The sequence below is a fragment of the Mycobacterium sp. SM1 genome (assembly GCF_018361265.1).
In the GTDB taxonomy this organism is placed as follows: domain Bacteria; phylum Actinomycetota; class Actinomycetes; order Mycobacteriales; family Mycobacteriaceae; genus Mycobacterium.
On sequence record NZ_JAFLNH010000002.1, the window covers coordinates 261,927 to 277,441 of the forward strand.

13 protein-coding genes are annotated in these 15,515 nt (G+C 67.5%); 11 read left to right on the forward strand and 2 right to left on the reverse strand.

Translation table 11 applies throughout. The features are described from left to right. Positions 1–72: 72 nt before the first annotated feature. The 7 genes from MSM1_RS10925 (at position 73) to MSM1_RS10955 (ending at position 7,714) form a co-directional block, all read left to right on the forward strand. Complete coding sequence (locus MSM1_RS10925; RefSeq protein ID WP_213442125.1) at positions 73–2,355, forward strand: cation-translocating P-type ATPase; 2,283 nt, start codon at positions 73–75, stop codon at positions 2,353–2,355. Beyond that, positions 2,352–2,951: a DUF5134 domain-containing protein gene (locus MSM1_RS10930; protein ID WP_213442128.1), complete on the forward strand. Its 600-nt coding sequence runs from the start codon at positions 2,352–2,354 to the stop codon at positions 2,949–2,951. Before MSM1_RS10925 ends, MSM1_RS10930 begins: the two co-directional genes overlap by 4 nt. A 164-nt stretch (positions 2,952–3,115) precedes the next feature. After that, on the forward strand, positions 3,116–3,628 hold the full coding sequence (locus MSM1_RS10935) for a sigma-70 family RNA polymerase sigma factor (protein WP_213442863.1): 513 nt from the start codon (positions 3,116–3,118) through the stop codon (positions 3,626–3,628). Next, on the forward strand, positions 3,625–5,316 hold the full coding sequence (locus MSM1_RS10940; RefSeq protein WP_213442131.1) for a carotenoid oxygenase family protein: 1,692 nt from the start codon (positions 3,625–3,627) through the stop codon (positions 5,314–5,316). The genes MSM1_RS10935 and MSM1_RS10940 overlap by 4 nt, the downstream gene beginning before the upstream one ends. Before the next feature lie 110 nt (positions 5,317–5,426). Continuing rightward, a complete protein-coding gene (locus tag MSM1_RS10945; RefSeq protein WP_213442864.1) occupies positions 5,427–5,918 on the forward strand; it encodes a sigma-70 family RNA polymerase sigma factor in 492 nt (163 codons plus the stop codon). Between the two features lie 77 nt (positions 5,919–5,995). Then, a complete protein-coding gene (locus tag MSM1_RS10950; RefSeq protein WP_213442865.1) occupies positions 5,996–6,664 on the forward strand; it encodes an anti-sigma factor in 669 nt (222 codons plus the stop codon). Between the two features lie 129 nt (positions 6,665–6,793). Further along, positions 6,794–7,714 carry a cation diffusion facilitator family transporter gene (locus MSM1_RS10955; protein ID WP_213442133.1) on the forward strand — a complete coding sequence of 307 codons (921 nt, stop codon included), beginning with the start codon at positions 6,794–6,796 and terminating at the stop codon, positions 7,712–7,714. A 19-nt stretch (positions 7,715–7,733) separates the two neighbouring features. Here MSM1_RS10955 and MSM1_RS10960 read toward each other — a convergent pair whose 3' ends face one another. Then, positions 7,734–9,083 carry an FAD-binding oxidoreductase gene (locus MSM1_RS10960; RefSeq protein ID WP_213442135.1) on the reverse strand — a complete coding sequence of 450 codons (1,350 nt, stop codon included), beginning with the start codon at positions 9,081–9,083 and terminating at the stop codon, positions 7,734–7,736. Between the two features lie 34 nt (positions 9,084–9,117). After that, on the reverse strand, positions 9,118–10,314 hold the full coding sequence (locus MSM1_RS10965; protein WP_213442137.1) for an NAD(P)/FAD-dependent oxidoreductase: 1,197 nt from the start codon (positions 10,312–10,314) through the stop codon (positions 9,118–9,120). A gap of 455 nt (positions 10,315–10,769) precedes the next feature. On the opposite strand from MSM1_RS10965, the gene MSM1_RS10970 reads away from it, so the two are divergent. From MSM1_RS10970 to MSM1_RS10985, 4 genes are read left to right on the forward strand one after another with little or no spacing between them, the layout of a single operon-like run. Further along, on the forward strand, positions 10,770–11,966 hold the full coding sequence (locus MSM1_RS10970; RefSeq protein WP_213442866.1) for an NAD(P)/FAD-dependent oxidoreductase: 1,197 nt from the start codon (positions 10,770–10,772) through the stop codon (positions 11,964–11,966). Further along, the gene (locus MSM1_RS10975; RefSeq protein ID WP_213442139.1) at positions 11,963–13,048 is read left to right on the forward strand and encodes a methyltransferase; all 1,086 of its coding nucleotides are present in this window, start codon (positions 11,963–11,965) and stop codon (positions 13,046–13,048) included. The genes MSM1_RS10970 and MSM1_RS10975 overlap by 4 nt, the downstream gene beginning before the upstream one ends. Before the next feature lie 54 nt (positions 13,049–13,102). Next, the gene (locus MSM1_RS10980) at positions 13,103–14,863 is read left to right on the forward strand and encodes a thiamine pyrophosphate-binding protein (protein ID WP_213442141.1); all 1,761 of its coding nucleotides are present in this window, start codon (positions 13,103–13,105) and stop codon (positions 14,861–14,863) included. Continuing rightward, a complete protein-coding gene (locus MSM1_RS10985) occupies positions 14,844–15,509 on the forward strand; it encodes an SRPBCC family protein (protein WP_213442143.1) in 666 nt (221 codons plus the stop codon). Before MSM1_RS10980 ends, MSM1_RS10985 begins: the two co-directional genes overlap by 20 nt. The last annotated feature ends 6 nt before the right edge of the window (positions 15,510–15,515 follow it).

A 15,515-nucleotide genomic window follows, 5' to 3' on the forward strand; every position in this document is an offset into this window, starting at 1 on the left:
GAAGGGGCCGGCCCCGAATGCTGCGTTGGCACCCGTGGTGATGCGGCTTGTCGGGAAGAAAAAAGAGGCATCATGACCAAAGCGCTGGGCCTTACTAAGGCCACCGATGCCAAGGCCGCCGATCGGGCCCTGACGGCGCGGGTCGAGTTCGCGGTGGCGGGCATGACGTGTGGGTCGTGTGCGGCCCGCGTGCAGAAGACGTTGTCCAAGCAGCCGGGGGTGGCCGAGGCGGAGGTGAACTTCGCCACCGGGATCGCGCACGTGGATTGCCGGCCCGGTGAGGTGGATGTCGAGCGGCTGCGCGAGGCGATCGAGCGCCTGGGCTATCACCTGGAGCCGGTCACCGCGAGCCCACCCTCGCCGGGCGAGGAGAGTCGGCGCGCGCAGCGCACCTGGTTGTGGCGGGTGTGGCTGGCCTGGCCGCTGGGGCTTCTGGTGTTTGTGTTGACCATGTTTTGCTGTGATTACTCGTGGGCGCGCTGGTCGGCGTTCGCCGCGACGATACCGGTGCAGTTCGTGGCCGGTTGGCCGTTTCTTCGGGGGGCCGCGCAGCGGGCGCGGGCGCTAAGCGCGAACATGGATACGCTGATCACGCTGGGCACGCTGACCGCGTTCAGCTATTCCACCTATGGGCTTTTCGTGGGCGGGCCGCTGTTTTTTGACACCGCGGCGCTGATTATCGCGTTTTTGACGTTGGGCCGCTCTTTGGAGGCCCGGGCGCGGGGCAAGGCCTCCGAGGCGATCGGCAAGCTGCTGGAGATGGGCGCCAAGGAGGCCCGGTTGCTCGTGCATGGCCGGGAGCGGCTGGTGCCGGTGGAGCGGGTGCGGGTCGGGGATGTGATGCGGGTGCGCCCGGGGGAGAAGATCCCCGTCGATGGTGAGGTCATCGAGGGGCGCGCCGCGGTGGACGAGTCGATGCTTACCGGGGAGTCGGCGCCGGTGGAGAAAGCGGTGGGCGATCATGTCGCCGGGGCGACCCTCAACACCGATGGGCTGTTGAGCGTGCGGGCCACCGCGGTGGGCTCTGATACCGCGCTGGCGCAGATCGTGCGCCTGGTTGAGCAGGCCCAGGCCGGCAAGGCCCCGGTGCAGCGGCTGGCCGACCGGATCTCGGCGGTGTTTGTGCCGGTGGTCATCGCTATTGCGGTGTTGACGTTCGCCGAGTGGGCGCTGGTCATCCTCGACCCGCTGGCCGGGATGAGCGCCGCGATCGCGGTGCTGATCATCGCCTGCCCGTGCGCGCTGGGGCTGGCCACCCCCACCGCGATCATGGTCGGCACCGGCCGGGGCGCGGATCTGGGGATTTTGATCAAAGGCGCCGAGGTGCTGGAGGGCTCCAAGAGGATCGACACCGTGGTGTTCGACAAGACCGGCACCCTCACCCGCGGGCGGATGCAGCTCATCGAGGTGATCCCCGAGCGGGGCCAGCAGGCCGATCCGGTGTTGCGGGTGGCCGCCGCGGCGGAGTCGGGCTCGGAGCATCCCATCGGGGCGGCGATCGTGGCGGCCGCCCGCCAGCGGGGGCTGGCGATCCCCGCGGCCACGGGTTTCGCCAACCGCGCGGGGCTGGGGATGCGCGCCGAGATCGACGGCGCACCGGTGTGCGTGGGGCGGCGCCCCCTAATCGAGGAGCACGGCTGCCTGCTGCCCGAGCATTTGGCCGCGGCGGCCACAGAGCTCGAAGAACGGGAGCTCACCGCGGTGTTCGTCGGCTATGACGGGCGGGTTGTGGGGGTGCTCGCGGTGGCCGACACCGTCAAAGACGAGGCCGCCGCCGTGGTGCGCCGGCTGCACGCCATGGGGCTGCAGGTCGCCATGATCACCGGCGATAACGCCCGCACGGCGGCCGCGATCGCCGGGCAGCTGGGTATCGAGCGGGTGCTGGCCGAGGTGTTGCCCCAAGACAAGGTCAGCGAGATCCGCCGGCTGCAACGGGAGGGCCGGCGGGTGGCGATGGTCGGCGACGGCGTCAACGACGCCCCCGCGCTGGTGCAGGCCGATCTGGGCATCGCGATCGGCACCGGCACCGATGTGGCCATCGAGGCCTCCGACATCACCCTGATGTCCGACCGGCTCGACGGTGTCGTGCGCGCGATCCAGCTCTCCCGGCAGACCCTGCGCACCATCCACCAAAACCTGGGGTGGGCGTTCGGCTACAACATCGCCGCCATCCCCCTGGCCGCGCTGGGCCTGCTCAACCCGATCCTCGCCAGCGCGGCGATGGGATTCTCCTCGGTCAGCGTGGTCAGCAACTCGCTGCGGCTGCGCCGCTTCGGCCGAGGGGGGACTGCTGCAGCAGCTGCACCACCGATTCGCCATGCCGTTTTCCGATCGGAGCCGCCAAGCCTCACATGATCCATGACCTGTTGCTTCGTTGGATGGTCACCGGGTTATTCGCGGTGAGCGCCGTTGAATCTGCCCGGTTGGCCATCCGTGAACGCCGGCCGTGGACGACGGTGCTGACCCACGGGCTGCATTTCGCGATGGCGGTGGCGATGGCGGTGATGGCCTGGCCGTGGATGGGGCGATTCCCGCAGGCAGGACCGGTAGCGTTTTTCTCGCTGGCGACCGTCTGGTTTGTGGCCCTGGCGATCTTTGCCGCCCGAACGACCACCTTGCGGGAATTGTATGGCTATCACGGCTTTATGATGCTGGCATGCGCCTGGATGTTTGCCAGCACGAACCGGGCAATGTCGGCGTCGATGCCGGGCATGGCCCTGGCGATGACCGCGATGGACATGCCGGCGGGCGGCGGGCCGCCGGCATGGTTCAGCGCTGTGAACTGGCTCGGTACCTTCAGTTTCGCGGCTGCCGCCGTTTTCTGGACAGCCAGGTACGTCAGGGAGCACCGGCACGGGATAGCCGGGCTCCGGCCGGTGCATGACCTGAAGCAAGCGATGATGGCCACCGGCATGGCTATCGAGTTCCTCGCCATGGTGTTTCCGATCTGAGCCGAGTAGGGTGAGGGGCATCGTCGGCGCTGCGGGGGCACACCCGCAGCGGTAGCCCCAACCGGTTCGCGCGTTTCGACCCTCGGCTAGCACTGCACGAACCGTGAACCAAATTCGTGAACCAAATTGGGGCCGACACTCGTGTCACCACCGAGAGGCTGGTGATGGACAGGCCGGAAACCGGCGCGATGCGGACGCTGCACAGCAAGCACGCCGCGGCGTTGTTGCGCTATGTGTACCGGCTGACCGGGGATACGGCGCACGCCCACACTGTGGTGCAGCAAACGCTGCTGCGGGCACGCCAGCATCCGGAGGTCCTCGACGGCAATGAGCGGTCGGCGCGCGCCTGGTTGTTTACCGTCGCGCGCGGCCTGATCCTCGATGACGCGCGCGGTGTCCGCTTCGGCGCGGAGGTGGTCTCACCCGACGGCCCTGCAGCGCCGGAGTCCGGCCCGTCTGACGGCGGGTCGGCGCTCGACCGGGCGCTGGTCGCCGACGCGATAGCCCAGCTGCCCGCCGAGGATCGGGCCATCGTTTCACGCGCGTACTATCACGGCTGGACCACCGGGCAAATCGGTGCCGACCTGGGAATCGCTGACGATACCGTGAAATCACGGTTGCATTACGCGCTGCGAACCCTGCGGCAGACGCTACTGGAGATGGGGGTGGCCCAATGACCACGTTTCCACGGCAGGGAGCGCCCGCCCCTGAACCGCGCGGCCAGGACGGCCACCGCTACGCCCTGTGGGACGCGGCCTACGTGCTGGGGTCGCTTTCGGACGCCGACCGGCGCGAATTCGAGGCGCACCTGGGCGAATGCGCATCCTGCCGGGACGCGGTGACTGAACTTTCCGGCATGCCCGCCCTGCTGTCGCTCCTCGACCGCGACGAGATCACCGACGACGATGACGTGGCGGCGGTGCGGGCGCCGTCGCCGCGGCCCGTGATGCTCGCGACCGCCGGCCGGTTGCGCGGTGCGCCGGCCCCCTTTGACACGCGGGCTTCGCGAAGTCCGCTGGCGGCCGTGGGTTATGCGCCGGAGACCGTCTTGCCGATCTTTCGCACCGGCAACTACGCTCCGGTGCCCGACGAGCTGACCGCCTTCGATTTGCCCGTCGAGGGTGCCATCCCTGCCGAGTTGAGCGGGTGGTATCTGCGCAACGGGCCCAACCCGCGGGAGGCCGCCGGCCACTGGTGCACCGGCGACGGCATGATCCATGGGGTCCGGCTGGAGAACGGCCGGGCGGCCTGGTACCGCAACCGCTGGGTGCGCACCGAGAGCTTCGAGCGGCCGTTCCCGCTGTACAACCCCGACGGCAGCCGCAACCTGCACTCCAGCATCGCCAACACTCATGTCGTCCGCCACGCCGGCAAAACCCTGGCGCTGATGGAGTTCTCGCTGCCCTACGAAATCACCAACGATCTGAAAACGGTGGGCGTCTACGACTTTGGCGGCAAGCTGATGAATTCGATGACCGCGCACCCGAAGATCTGCCCCGCCACGGGGGAGTTGCATTTTTTCAGCAGCGGCAACATCTTCGAGCCGCATGTGACCTATCATCGCGCCAACGCCGACGGTGAGCTGATCATCAGCCGGCCTCTTGACGTTCCGGGTCTGACGTTGATGCACGATTTCGCGTTGACCGCCGAGCACGTCGTTTTCCTGGACCTGCCACTGGTGTTCGACGTCCGGGTCGCGCTCGCGCAGCTGGACGAACGCAGCGACGTGCCCTACCGGTGGGACGATCGCTACGGGGCCAGGCTCGGTGTGCTGCGCCGTGACGACCCCTATGGCCCGGTGCGCTGGTTCGACATCGACCCGTGCTACGTCTTCCACATTGCCAATGCCTACGATGCGACATCGACCAGCGCGAATTCCATTGTGCTGGAGGTAGTCCGCTATCCCGAAATGTGGCGGGGCAGCAGCGAGTTCCAAGTCGATGCCGCGCTGTGGCGCTGGACGATCGACCTGGACACCGGTAACGTCGCGGAAAGCCAGCTCGACGACCGCGCTGTGGAATTCCCGCGCGTTGATGACCGACTGGTCGGCACGGCCGCGCGCTTCTCGGTGGCTGTCGGCGGCGGCGCCCTGGTCCGCTACGACCTCGAGCGCGATGCCGCATCCGAGCATCGTTTCGGCGCCGCCGGTTCGCCCGGCACCCCCGGCGAGGCGGTGTTCGCCCCGTCGCCCGGACTGTCGGATGAATCATCCGGCTGGTATTTGACGTACGTTTACGATCCGGTGCGCGATGGCAGCGACCTGGTGATCATCGACGCGTCGGACTTCGAGGGCGCGCCGGTGGCCCGGGTACGGCTTCCGCGGCGGGTGCCGCACGGATTCCACGGAAACTGGATCCCGGATTGATCGCGGATGCGGGGGCGGCGCTGAACCACGCAGGCACTCGACTCGTGTCAATACCAGGAGGTGATCGAGTGCCTCGTGTCACCAGCACCCTGGACTACGAAGCCGCGTTGATGAGGGTGCTCTACGACGAGCACGCGGCGGTTTTGTGGCGGTATGCGCTGCGGTTGACCGGCGACCCCGGCCGGGCCGAAGACGTCGTCCAGGAGACGCTGCTGCGGGCGTGGCAGCATCCAGAAGTCACCGGTGACACCGACCGGTCGGCGCGCGCGTGGCTATTCACCGTGGCCCGCAACATGATCATCGACGAGCGACGCAGCCCACGATTCCGCAATCAGGCCGGTTCGCTCGACGACCCGAGCGCGCCCGAGCGGCTCACACCGGACGAGGTGGACGCGGCGCTGGACCGGCTGCTGATCGCCGACGCGATGGCCCAACTGTCGGCCGAACACCGGGCAGTGATCGATCGGTGCTACTACCGGGGATGGACCACCGCTCAGGTGGCCGCCGACCTTCAGATCCCGGAGGGAACGGTGAAGTCACGACTGCACTACGGGCTTCGGGCACTGCGGCTCATGCTGCAAGAGATGGGGGTGACACGGTGACGGCGCCGCGGAAGATCCGGGGGGTTGCGGGCAGCGACGTTGGCGGCCTGTCTCAGAATGGCGAGCACCACTACGCGATGTGGGACGCCGCGTACGTGCTGGGATCACTGTCCGCTGCCGACCGGCGCGAATTCGAGGCGCACCTGGCGTCCTGCCCGGCATGCCGGGAGGCAGTCGGTGAGCTGAGCGGAATGCCGGCCGTGCTGTCACAGCTCGACCGGGACGAAGTGGCCGCGATAGGCGATGCCGACCAGGCATCGCCGGAGGTTTCTCCGGAGCTGCTGTCATCGTTGCTGGCGACTGTGCGGTTACGCCGCCGCCGTGCCCGCTTGCTAGCCTGGACGTGTTCGGCGGCGGCCGCGGTGGCACTGGCGATCGGTGTGCTCGTCGGCGTTGCCGGCTATTCGGCGACCTCTCCGCCGCCGCAGACCAGCGTGTCGGCGCTGCCGATGGCGCAGGTCGGGACCACGATGCTGGCTTCGACGGTGTCGGTGAGCAGCCAACGCTGGGGCACCTTTATCACCATGAAGTGTGTCTGCTTGGCCCCGGTGTATGCACACCATGACAGGCTGGCGATGGCGGTGGTCGGTCGCGACGGCAGTCAGACTCGGCTGGCAACCTGGGTGGCCGAACCCGGACACACTGCGACACCCGCGGCCAGCATCTCGACGCCGGTTGACCAGATCGCCGCGGTGCAAGTGGTTTCGGCCGACAACGGCAAGGTGCTGCTGGAGCGCACGCTGTGAACTTCGCCCGGTAGTGGCGGCGAGGAACGACGCCGTCACTAGCGCTGATCCCACTCGCCCGGTCGCGCGGCGTGGTGCGGATCGCACCCAGGGGTGGTTGGTGTCGCGCGGACGGGGCATGCTTGCTGCATGCATCTGATTACCGGAGTGCGCGACCCGGCGGCACGATTTCCACTTACCACCGCCGTGGATGATGCGGGCGAGCGCCGGCAGGCCAACCGTGCGGTGGTAGTAAGTGCCATCGGCCTGGCGCTGACCGGGCTCATCGAATTGGCTATCGCGCTGGTGTCGGGCTCGGTGGCGCTGTTAGGTGATGCGCTGCACAACTTGTCGGACGTCTCGACCAGCATCGTGGTGTTCGTCGGGTTCCGGGCATCCCGCAGGATCGCCAGCGCGCGATATCCCCACGGCTACGAACGCGCCGAGGACCTCGCGGGGATGGGTGTGGCACTGGTGATTTGGGGCAGCGCCGGCGTCGCCGGCGTTGAAAGTGTCACCAAGCTGCTCCGTCATGGTGGCACCACACACCTGGGCTGGGGGATCGCCGCGGCGGTGGTGGGCATCGTGGGCAACCAGCTTGTGGCTCGCTACAAGCTGGTGGTGGGACGGCGGATCAGCTCGGCGACCATGGTGGCCGATGCCAAGCATTCGTGGCTGGACGCGCTCTCCTCAGCCGGGGCAATGGCCGGGCTGATCGGCGTGGCGCTCGGCTGGACCTGGGCCGACGCGATCGCCGGAATCATGGTCACCGGGTTCATCTGCCATGTCGGATGGGAGGTGACCTCCGATATCGCGCACCGGCTACTCGACGGAGTCGACCCCGAGATCATCACGATCGCCGAAACCGTCGCCGCCACGGTGCACGGTGTCAACCATGCGCATGCCCGGGCCCGCTGGACGGGGCGGACCCTACGCGTCGACATCGAAGGCTTTCTGGATCCCGACACCACACTCGCCGCGGCCGATCGGATCGGTCGCAGCGTCGCTGACGCGCTGGCGCCGCGACTTCCCGAAATGCGCAGCCTCACGTGGATGCCGCGGGCCGCCTGAGCCGAACGGCGGTTCGCATTTACCGTCCCATCCCGCTTCCCATCCAGCCATGGAATCGACCGTGCGGGTCGTAGGCCGATCGCACTTCGTCGAGGCGTGCCATGTTTGCGTCGGTGATGAACTTCGCTGGACGCCGGGGGAGATTCTCATCGGCGAGCGCGCTGCCGGTCGCAAGGTGCGACATCGCCGCCATGTTGGAGCCGGCCCAATTGCGGTAGCGTTCGTCGTCGGCTGGATGTCTCCAGACGGCGTAGAGCGCCAGGTAGATCTCGTCCTCCAAGCCGTACACCGCGTCGGCTCGGCTCGGGGAGGGCTTCCATCCGGCGAAGACGAAGTGCGAGGGGTGCGGCGGCATCGTTTCGATGATCATGCGGACGCCGGGCAGTAGTTCTTCGGCGGAAGCCGAGGTGAACATGTTGTCGGCGATATACCGGTGGCCCTTCGGATAGTTGCCCGCGGTTGTCGCATACCAACTGGCCAAGGTTGTCGGCGCGTAGGGAACACTGATGATCGCTTGATCGGCGACCGGGCAGGTACCCAGCAGCGCAAGGGCTTTCACCGCCTGCTCTTCGGTTTCGGCAAAAACCGGCGATGCGACGGCGACGCCGGGGTGGTCGAGCCCGGCCACCGGAAAGCTGCGCGACGCGAGGATTTGCAGTTCGACCCGGTCGTCGATCTCGGGACTGATGGAGCGCCCCCAGGCATACACCTCGTCGGCGACGTCGATCGGGTACAGGTACAAACAGGTGCCCCAGACCGCCGGGCGCCGGTGCAGCCGCAGGGTAAACGAGGTGACCACCCCAAAAAAACCCGGCCCCGCGCCGCGGGCGGCCCAATACAGATCGGGATGGTTATCGGCGTCGCAGTAGATCGTCTCGCCGTCGGCGGTGACGACCTGCAGCCCGAGCACGCTCTCGCACGCCGGCCCGACCACCTTGCTGTTCCAGCCGTAACCGCCCTGCAAAAGATAGCCTCCGAGACAGATGCCAGCGCAATGACCGGCCGGAAAGAAAAGGCCTTGCGCATCCAGTTCGGCAGCAAATACGCTGGCCCCCTTGCCGGGCCCGACACGCGCGGTCATCCGATCTGCGTCGACGGCACAGTGATCGAGGCGGCTGACATCGAGCAACATGCCGCCGTCGCGCAGGTGGCTGGCCGTCCAGCTATGACCACCGGAGCGCACGCCGACTTGCTGGCCGTGGGCGCACGCATAGTGGATCGCCGCGACAACGTCTTCGATATCACACGCTTGCACGATCACATCGGGGAAGCGTTCTGGCACAAGACCGTTCCACACCGTCTGGCGGCGGGTGGCTTCGTATCCGTCCGTGCCCCGAAAGAAGGTTCTGTCCGCAGCAAGTGAAACCACTGATCTCCTTTTGACTTTTGCGCGGCGGCACCGGTTAAGGCAATGCCGTTACCGACCGCTCAGGTTGAGCGGGACGAGATGATGCCGTGACCAGGTAGGTCGCGATCTCACGGGCCAAGGGTGTGGCGTGCAGGCGGATCGCTCGCAGTGGGCCATTGGGCGGGCTGCCATATCCGATCGCGAACATCCCGTCGCCCAGGTGCGAGGAAAAGCCGCCGCGCGGGTTGCCGCACTCGTCGAGTACGCCGAGGTGCCCAACCAGGCGGTCGAGATCGGCGCGAAAGCCAGTGGCGGCGAGGATCACCTGCGGCTCGACCGACCTGCCGTCGGCGAGGGCCACCCGCCCGGATTCGACCGCCTGCGCCGCACCGACCACCTCGACACGCCCGGCCCGTACCAAGGGGATCAGCTCGTCGGCCAGGGTGGGAATGCGGCCTTTCTGTTCCACTGTTGCTTTTAGTCCGAGCGGGGGCTGCTGAAAGCCGTAGGGCGACAGGTCACCCCACAACAGACGGCTGAGGCGTGCGATCAGCGGATCGATCGCCCCCGCCGGCACCCGGGCGAACAGCTCGAGAAAGATGTCCGACGGGAACGGTCCCATCGCGCGGCGCACCAGATGCGGCGGGGTGCGCACCGCGAGCCAAATCCGGCGCGCCCCGTCGTTGGCGAGCTGAACAGCGATGTCGGCGGCCGAATTGCCGGCGCCGACAACCAGGACGTCGCGGCCGCGGTACGGCCAGGCATTGCGAAATTCGCCGGAGTGCACGAGCTCGCCGGTGAAACACGCAAGGCCGGGCCAGGCAGGGACGACGGGCGTGTGGTACCTGCCGGTGGCGAGCACCACGACGCGTGCCCGGATTTCGCCCGACGAGGTCTCCAGTAGCCAGCAGCCCGCGGCGCGCTCGATGCGGTTGACCTCACAGCCGAGCTGCACCGCGATGCGCTGAACCCGCACATAGCGGTCGAAGTAGCGGACCATGTCCTCTTTGGTGGGCCAACGGCCGGCCGCCAGCGGGATTCGCTGTCCGGGAAGATGCGACAAGAAACCGCTCGTGTTGAGGCGAAACTCGTCATAGCGGGTGCGCCACGACACCGCCGGCGCCTCGGCCCTCTCGACGACAAGCGCCGTGATTCGGTGCCGATGCCCCAGCTCGCGTGCCACAGCCAGACCGGAAGGTCCCGCTCCGATGACAACGACGTCGGAGCGGCTTTGCCGACCGGCACAGGTCATCTCATCATCTCCCAGCGTTTCGCGGTGTTGAGTCGCGCGGTTGCGGGTCCGTCCAGGGCAGACATGCGATTGCTGAGGCGGCATGACGTCTCTCCACGGGCTATCCACGGGTCCGCCGGTAACACGGTCGGGGACCCCGTGTGGTTCATCGGGCTCGGGTGGCGCCGTGGTGAACCTCTCGTCGGCGTGCAGCGTGTCAGCACCAGGAGGTTGGAGATGAGTCCGTGGGTGGTGGCCTTATTTTCGGCGGCCACGCCGTTCGCCGGATTTGGCCTGCTGAAGCTGCAAGCACGACTGGAGCTATGGGCTTATGAACGGCACGCAGAAGACTAGGTGAGGCGAGGTGAGGTGTCGACTTGAGGCGTCCTGACAGAGCGGATCGGGAGCCGATTGCGCCATTTGGCCGGCGTTCGGCGAGGCTGCTGCCGGTACCAAACCCGCCGCCGAAGCTTCGCATTCTCGTTGTCGGCGCCGGGGTGGGCGGAATTTCCGTTGCCCGGGGATTACTGCGCGACGGCCACGACGTCACCGTCTTCGAACAGCGGCCGGATGTGGCGCCGGGCGGCGGCGCCGTGACCATCTGGCCCAATGGCGCGACGGTTTTGGGCCAGCTGGGTGTCGATATGGACGGGGCGGGGCAGCCGCTGTCCAGCGTTCGGGTCGTGACCGCCACCGGTCACCCGATCACCACGGTGGACCTGACCGCGCTCGCGGCCCGGCTGGGCGCGCCCGTGCGGATGGCCCCTCGCCGGATCCTGCTGGAACGGCTGCTGGAAGACTTTCCCGGCGAGCGCATTTGGTGCAACTCCCGGGCGGTCGCGGCGGTCAATACCCGCACCGGCGTGCGAGTCGAGTTCCAAGACAGCAGCGCGGCAGCAGGAGACGTGCTGATCGGCGCGGATGGGCTGCACTCGATGGTTCGGCGTCTCGTCGGCGCGCAGCCCGCGAAGCCCACCGGCTGGTGCAGCTGGCAGGGACTGGTCACGCTTCCGGAGGTCTGCGCAACGCCCATCGCCCTGATGGCTATCGGCCGGCAGGCAAACCTGGGCCTGTGGCCGGCCGGCGGTTCGAAGCTTCAGTGGTGGTTCGACCTGCGATGGTCGCCCGAGTTCGTCAGGCCGGCGCGTCCGATGGACATGATCCGGTCGTGTTTCACCGGATGGTGCGACGCAGCGGATCGAGTGCTGGCAACGTTGACCGATGACGATCTCGCCGGTTCGCCGTTCCCGCATTTCCGGCATCCGATTCCGGGCCCGGGCCGGGGCGCGGTGACGCTGCTCGGCGACGCCGCGCACACGATGCCGCCCACCCTCGCACAGGGAACCAATCAGGCGCTGCTCGACGCGATGGTGCTGCGCAAGGCGCTGTCGGATGTCCGGAACTCAAGCAACGGCAGCAATGGCGATCTGCCGACGGCGCTGCGCTGGTACGAGAAAACGAGGCGACGCCAGCTCAAGGCGGTGTCCTGGGTAACCACGTTGCAGGTATCCCGTCCCGAGTCGGTGCTTCGACCGGCGGGGATGCTTCCGGACCGGGTCATGACCTGGGCGCTTGCGAGGTTTCTGCGTTCGGTGAGTCACCGGCGGGTGTCCGCGGAGATCTGCCGGGACCTGCTGACCGCGAGGACCGTCCCCGGTGCTCGACCGCGATGACCACGTCTCGGGTGCCGCCGGCCACGCTGGCCCGCGTTGTCGAGTGGATGCGCCACCACCTGTACCGGCTTCATCAGCGGCTGACACCCGCGCCGGCAGCGATGATGGAAATGATCACTGCCGCCTGGGCGTCGCAGGCGATCACCGTGGTGGCCGAACTCGGTGTGGCCGATGCCCTCGCTGACGGGCCGCTGCCGATCGACGAGCTGGCGGCCCGGGTGGGAGCGGACGCCGATGCGCTGCAACGGCTGCTGCGGGCGTTGATCGGCCGGGGTATCTTCCGTCAGCGCCGAGACGGCCGTTATGAGCTGAATTCCCTTGGCGCAACCCTGCGCGCAAACGTGCCGGTGTCGATGGCGTGTGCGGCGCGGTTTTACGGGTCGCCCGAGCAGCGCGAACGCTGGACCCTGCTTGCGCATTCGGTTCGGACCGGGGATTCGGTTGTCCCCGAGTTGCGCGGCAAGGAAAGCTTCGATTACTTCGCCGAAAAACCCGAGCTTGCCGAGCTGTTCAACCAGACCATGACAAGCATTTCGGGGCTGACAACCGCACCCCTGGTCGCCGGCTACGACTTCAGCGCCTACCGCACGATCGTCGACGTCGGCGGCGGGCAGGGACATCTGCTGGCGGCCATCCTGGAGGCGGCTCCGGCTTCCCGGGGGGTCCTGTACGACCTGCCGCGGGTCGTCGCACGGGCCCCCGGCCTGTTGCGCGAGCACGGTGTGGCCGAGCGGGTGCGTATCGTCGCAGGGTCGTTTTTCGACAGCGTTCCGGGCGGCGGTGACGCCTACATCCTCAAGAACATCATGCACGACTGGCCCGACGAGCGGGCTGTGCAGATCCTGCGTAATGTTCACGCGGCAGCCGGGCCACGCGCCGCGGTGCTGCTGATCGAACTGGTGATCCCCGAGCACGGGCGTGACTTCCCGGGGAATTGGTCGGATCTGGAGATGCTGCTGAATTTGGGCTCCCGTGAACGCAGCGTTTCTCAGTACCGAAACCTGCTCCACCAAGCCGGATTCCGGATGGCTCGGGTGGTGCGGACAGCTTCGCCTCTCAGCGTGGTCGAGGCCACGCGCTAATTGCGGAATTTCCCACGCCGTGAACTCACGTCGTCCGCGCGTCGTGTACATGACATGCTCAGAAAGCACCGGGTGGTCGACCACATCGTCGGGCACCTCGCGGGAATCGGCGCCGATCACATCTTCGGTGTCGACGGCGCCAACATCGAAGATCTTTACGACGCCGCGTATTTCCGGCCCGACATCACCGCCGTGCTGGCCAAGCACGAGTTCTCGGCGGCCACGATGGCCGACGGCTACAGCCGCAGCGGAGCCGTCCTGGGCGTGGTAGCGGCGACCTCCGGCGGAGGCGCGCTGAACCTCGTTCCAGGACTGGGGGAATCGTTCGCCAGCCGGGTTCCGGTATTGGCGCTGGTGGGCCAGCCGGCGACCACGATGGATGGCCGCGGCAGCTTCCAGGACACCAGCGGGCGCAACGGTTCGCTGAACGCCGAGGCGCTGTTTTCCGCGGTGTCGGTATTCTGCCGACGGGTGCTGACGCCCGCCGACATCGCCGCGGCATTGTCGGCCGCCGTGGCGGCGGCCCGAACCGGCGGACCCGCGGTGTTGCTGCTGCCGAAAGACATTCAACAGTCCGACGTGCCGACCAGCGGTTTTATGGGGGCTGGCGAGCGCCCACCGGCTGTCGGTGACCGACGGGCTATCGGTGACCCACACCCGATCGTGCAAGCGCTGCGCCGGGTGACCGGACCGGTAACCATTATCGCCGGCGAACAAGTCGCCCGCGATGACGCGCAGGCCGAACTGGCATCGCTGCGGTCGGTGCTGCGGGCCCGGGTGGCGTGTGTCCCCGATGCCAAAGATGCCGCCGGCACACCGGGTTTCGGGCTATCGTCGGCACTCGGGGTCACCGGGGTTATGGGCCACCCCAGTGTGGCGGAGGCGGTGGCGGCCAGCGCGCTGTGCCTGGTGGTGGGCACCCGGCTGCCGGTGACCGCGCGCACGGGTCTCGACGACGCGCTGGCGGCGGTGCGCACGATCTCGATCGGGTCCGCGCCGCCATACATTCCGTGCACCCACGTGCACACCGACGACCTGCGGACATCGTTGCGGATGCTGACCAGAGCGCTCACCGGTCCCGGGCGGCCAACGGGGATCCGGGTGCCCGATGTGGTGTCGAGCGCCGAGTTAAGGCCGCCGGTGTTCGACGGTGCCGGGGTGCGCTACCGCGACGCCATGGGTGTGCTCGATCGCGTCCTACCCGACGGTGTCGACATCGTCGTCGATGCCGGCAACACCGGCGCGGCGGCCGTGCATTATCTGCCCGCGCGGCGCCGGGGCCGGTTCGCCGTGGCGCTGGGCATGGGCGGCATGGGTTACAGCTTCGGTGCCGGTATCGGGATGGCGTTCGCCCGGGCGAAGCAACAGCCACCCGGCGGGCGTGTGGTGGTGATCGCCGGGGACGGTGCGTTTTTCATGCATGGTATGGAGGTGCACACCGCGGTGCAGTATCGGCTACCGGTGACGTTCGTATTGTTCAACAACAACGCCCACGCGATGTGCGTGACCCGCGAACAGCTGTTCTACGGCGGCCGTTACAGCTACAACCGGTTCGCTCCAAGCCGGCTCGGGGCCGGCCTGGCAGCGATGTTCCCGGGACTGACCTGTGTCGAGGTCAGCGACGCCGACGGGTTAAGCGCGGCGATGCGCACGGTCCTCGATCTCGACGGGCCGGCGGTGATCAGCGTCGAATGCGCGGCCGACGAAATCCCTCCGTTTGCACCATTTCTCACCGGTCAGATAACCAACATCACTGCTAGACAACATATCCCAACTAGCAAGGAGAACAGAAACGATGTCGCTGCCAGCGCTTGACGATATCGTCGCCCATCGGCGCACCACCGAGCCGATCGAGGGCTTGGTGCGAATCGAGACCTCGCCACTGGAGCAGACCGCCCCGGTCATGATGGCCAAGATGCGCGCGGTGTACCCGCACGACGAAGTCTTCGGCCGGTACTGCACCGTCAACGACTACATCGACTGCCCGCCGGGCGAGCTGCTCGAATATCTGGCCGACACCCGCAGCTGCGAGGAGTGGACCTACACCCTACGCGGCTTCACGCCCACCGAGGAGCCCGGGCTCTGGGTGGCCTACGACCGGTTGCTGCCGGACACCAAGATCTACACCCGCACCGTGGCCAATGCCGAGGCGCGGACCGTCGACTACCACTGCGCCTGGGATCAGGGTAAACACCTGTGGATGATCTATCTGATGCGGGTGCTCGACGCGCAGGTGGTGCTCAACAAGCCGGGTTCGGTTGTCCTGTGGACCAATTGCCGTCACCCGTTCTACGACGAGAACCCCTACCCCGAAACCGCCCCACCCGGGCGCACGGGCTGGGTCGGCGACTTCTGGGACCTGTTCGGTGCCGGTCACGGGCTGGAGCTGAACAACCTGAAGACGATCGCCGAATACCGGCACCGCAACGGCCTGCCGATTACGCCGGCCTGGATGAGATGAGGCCAG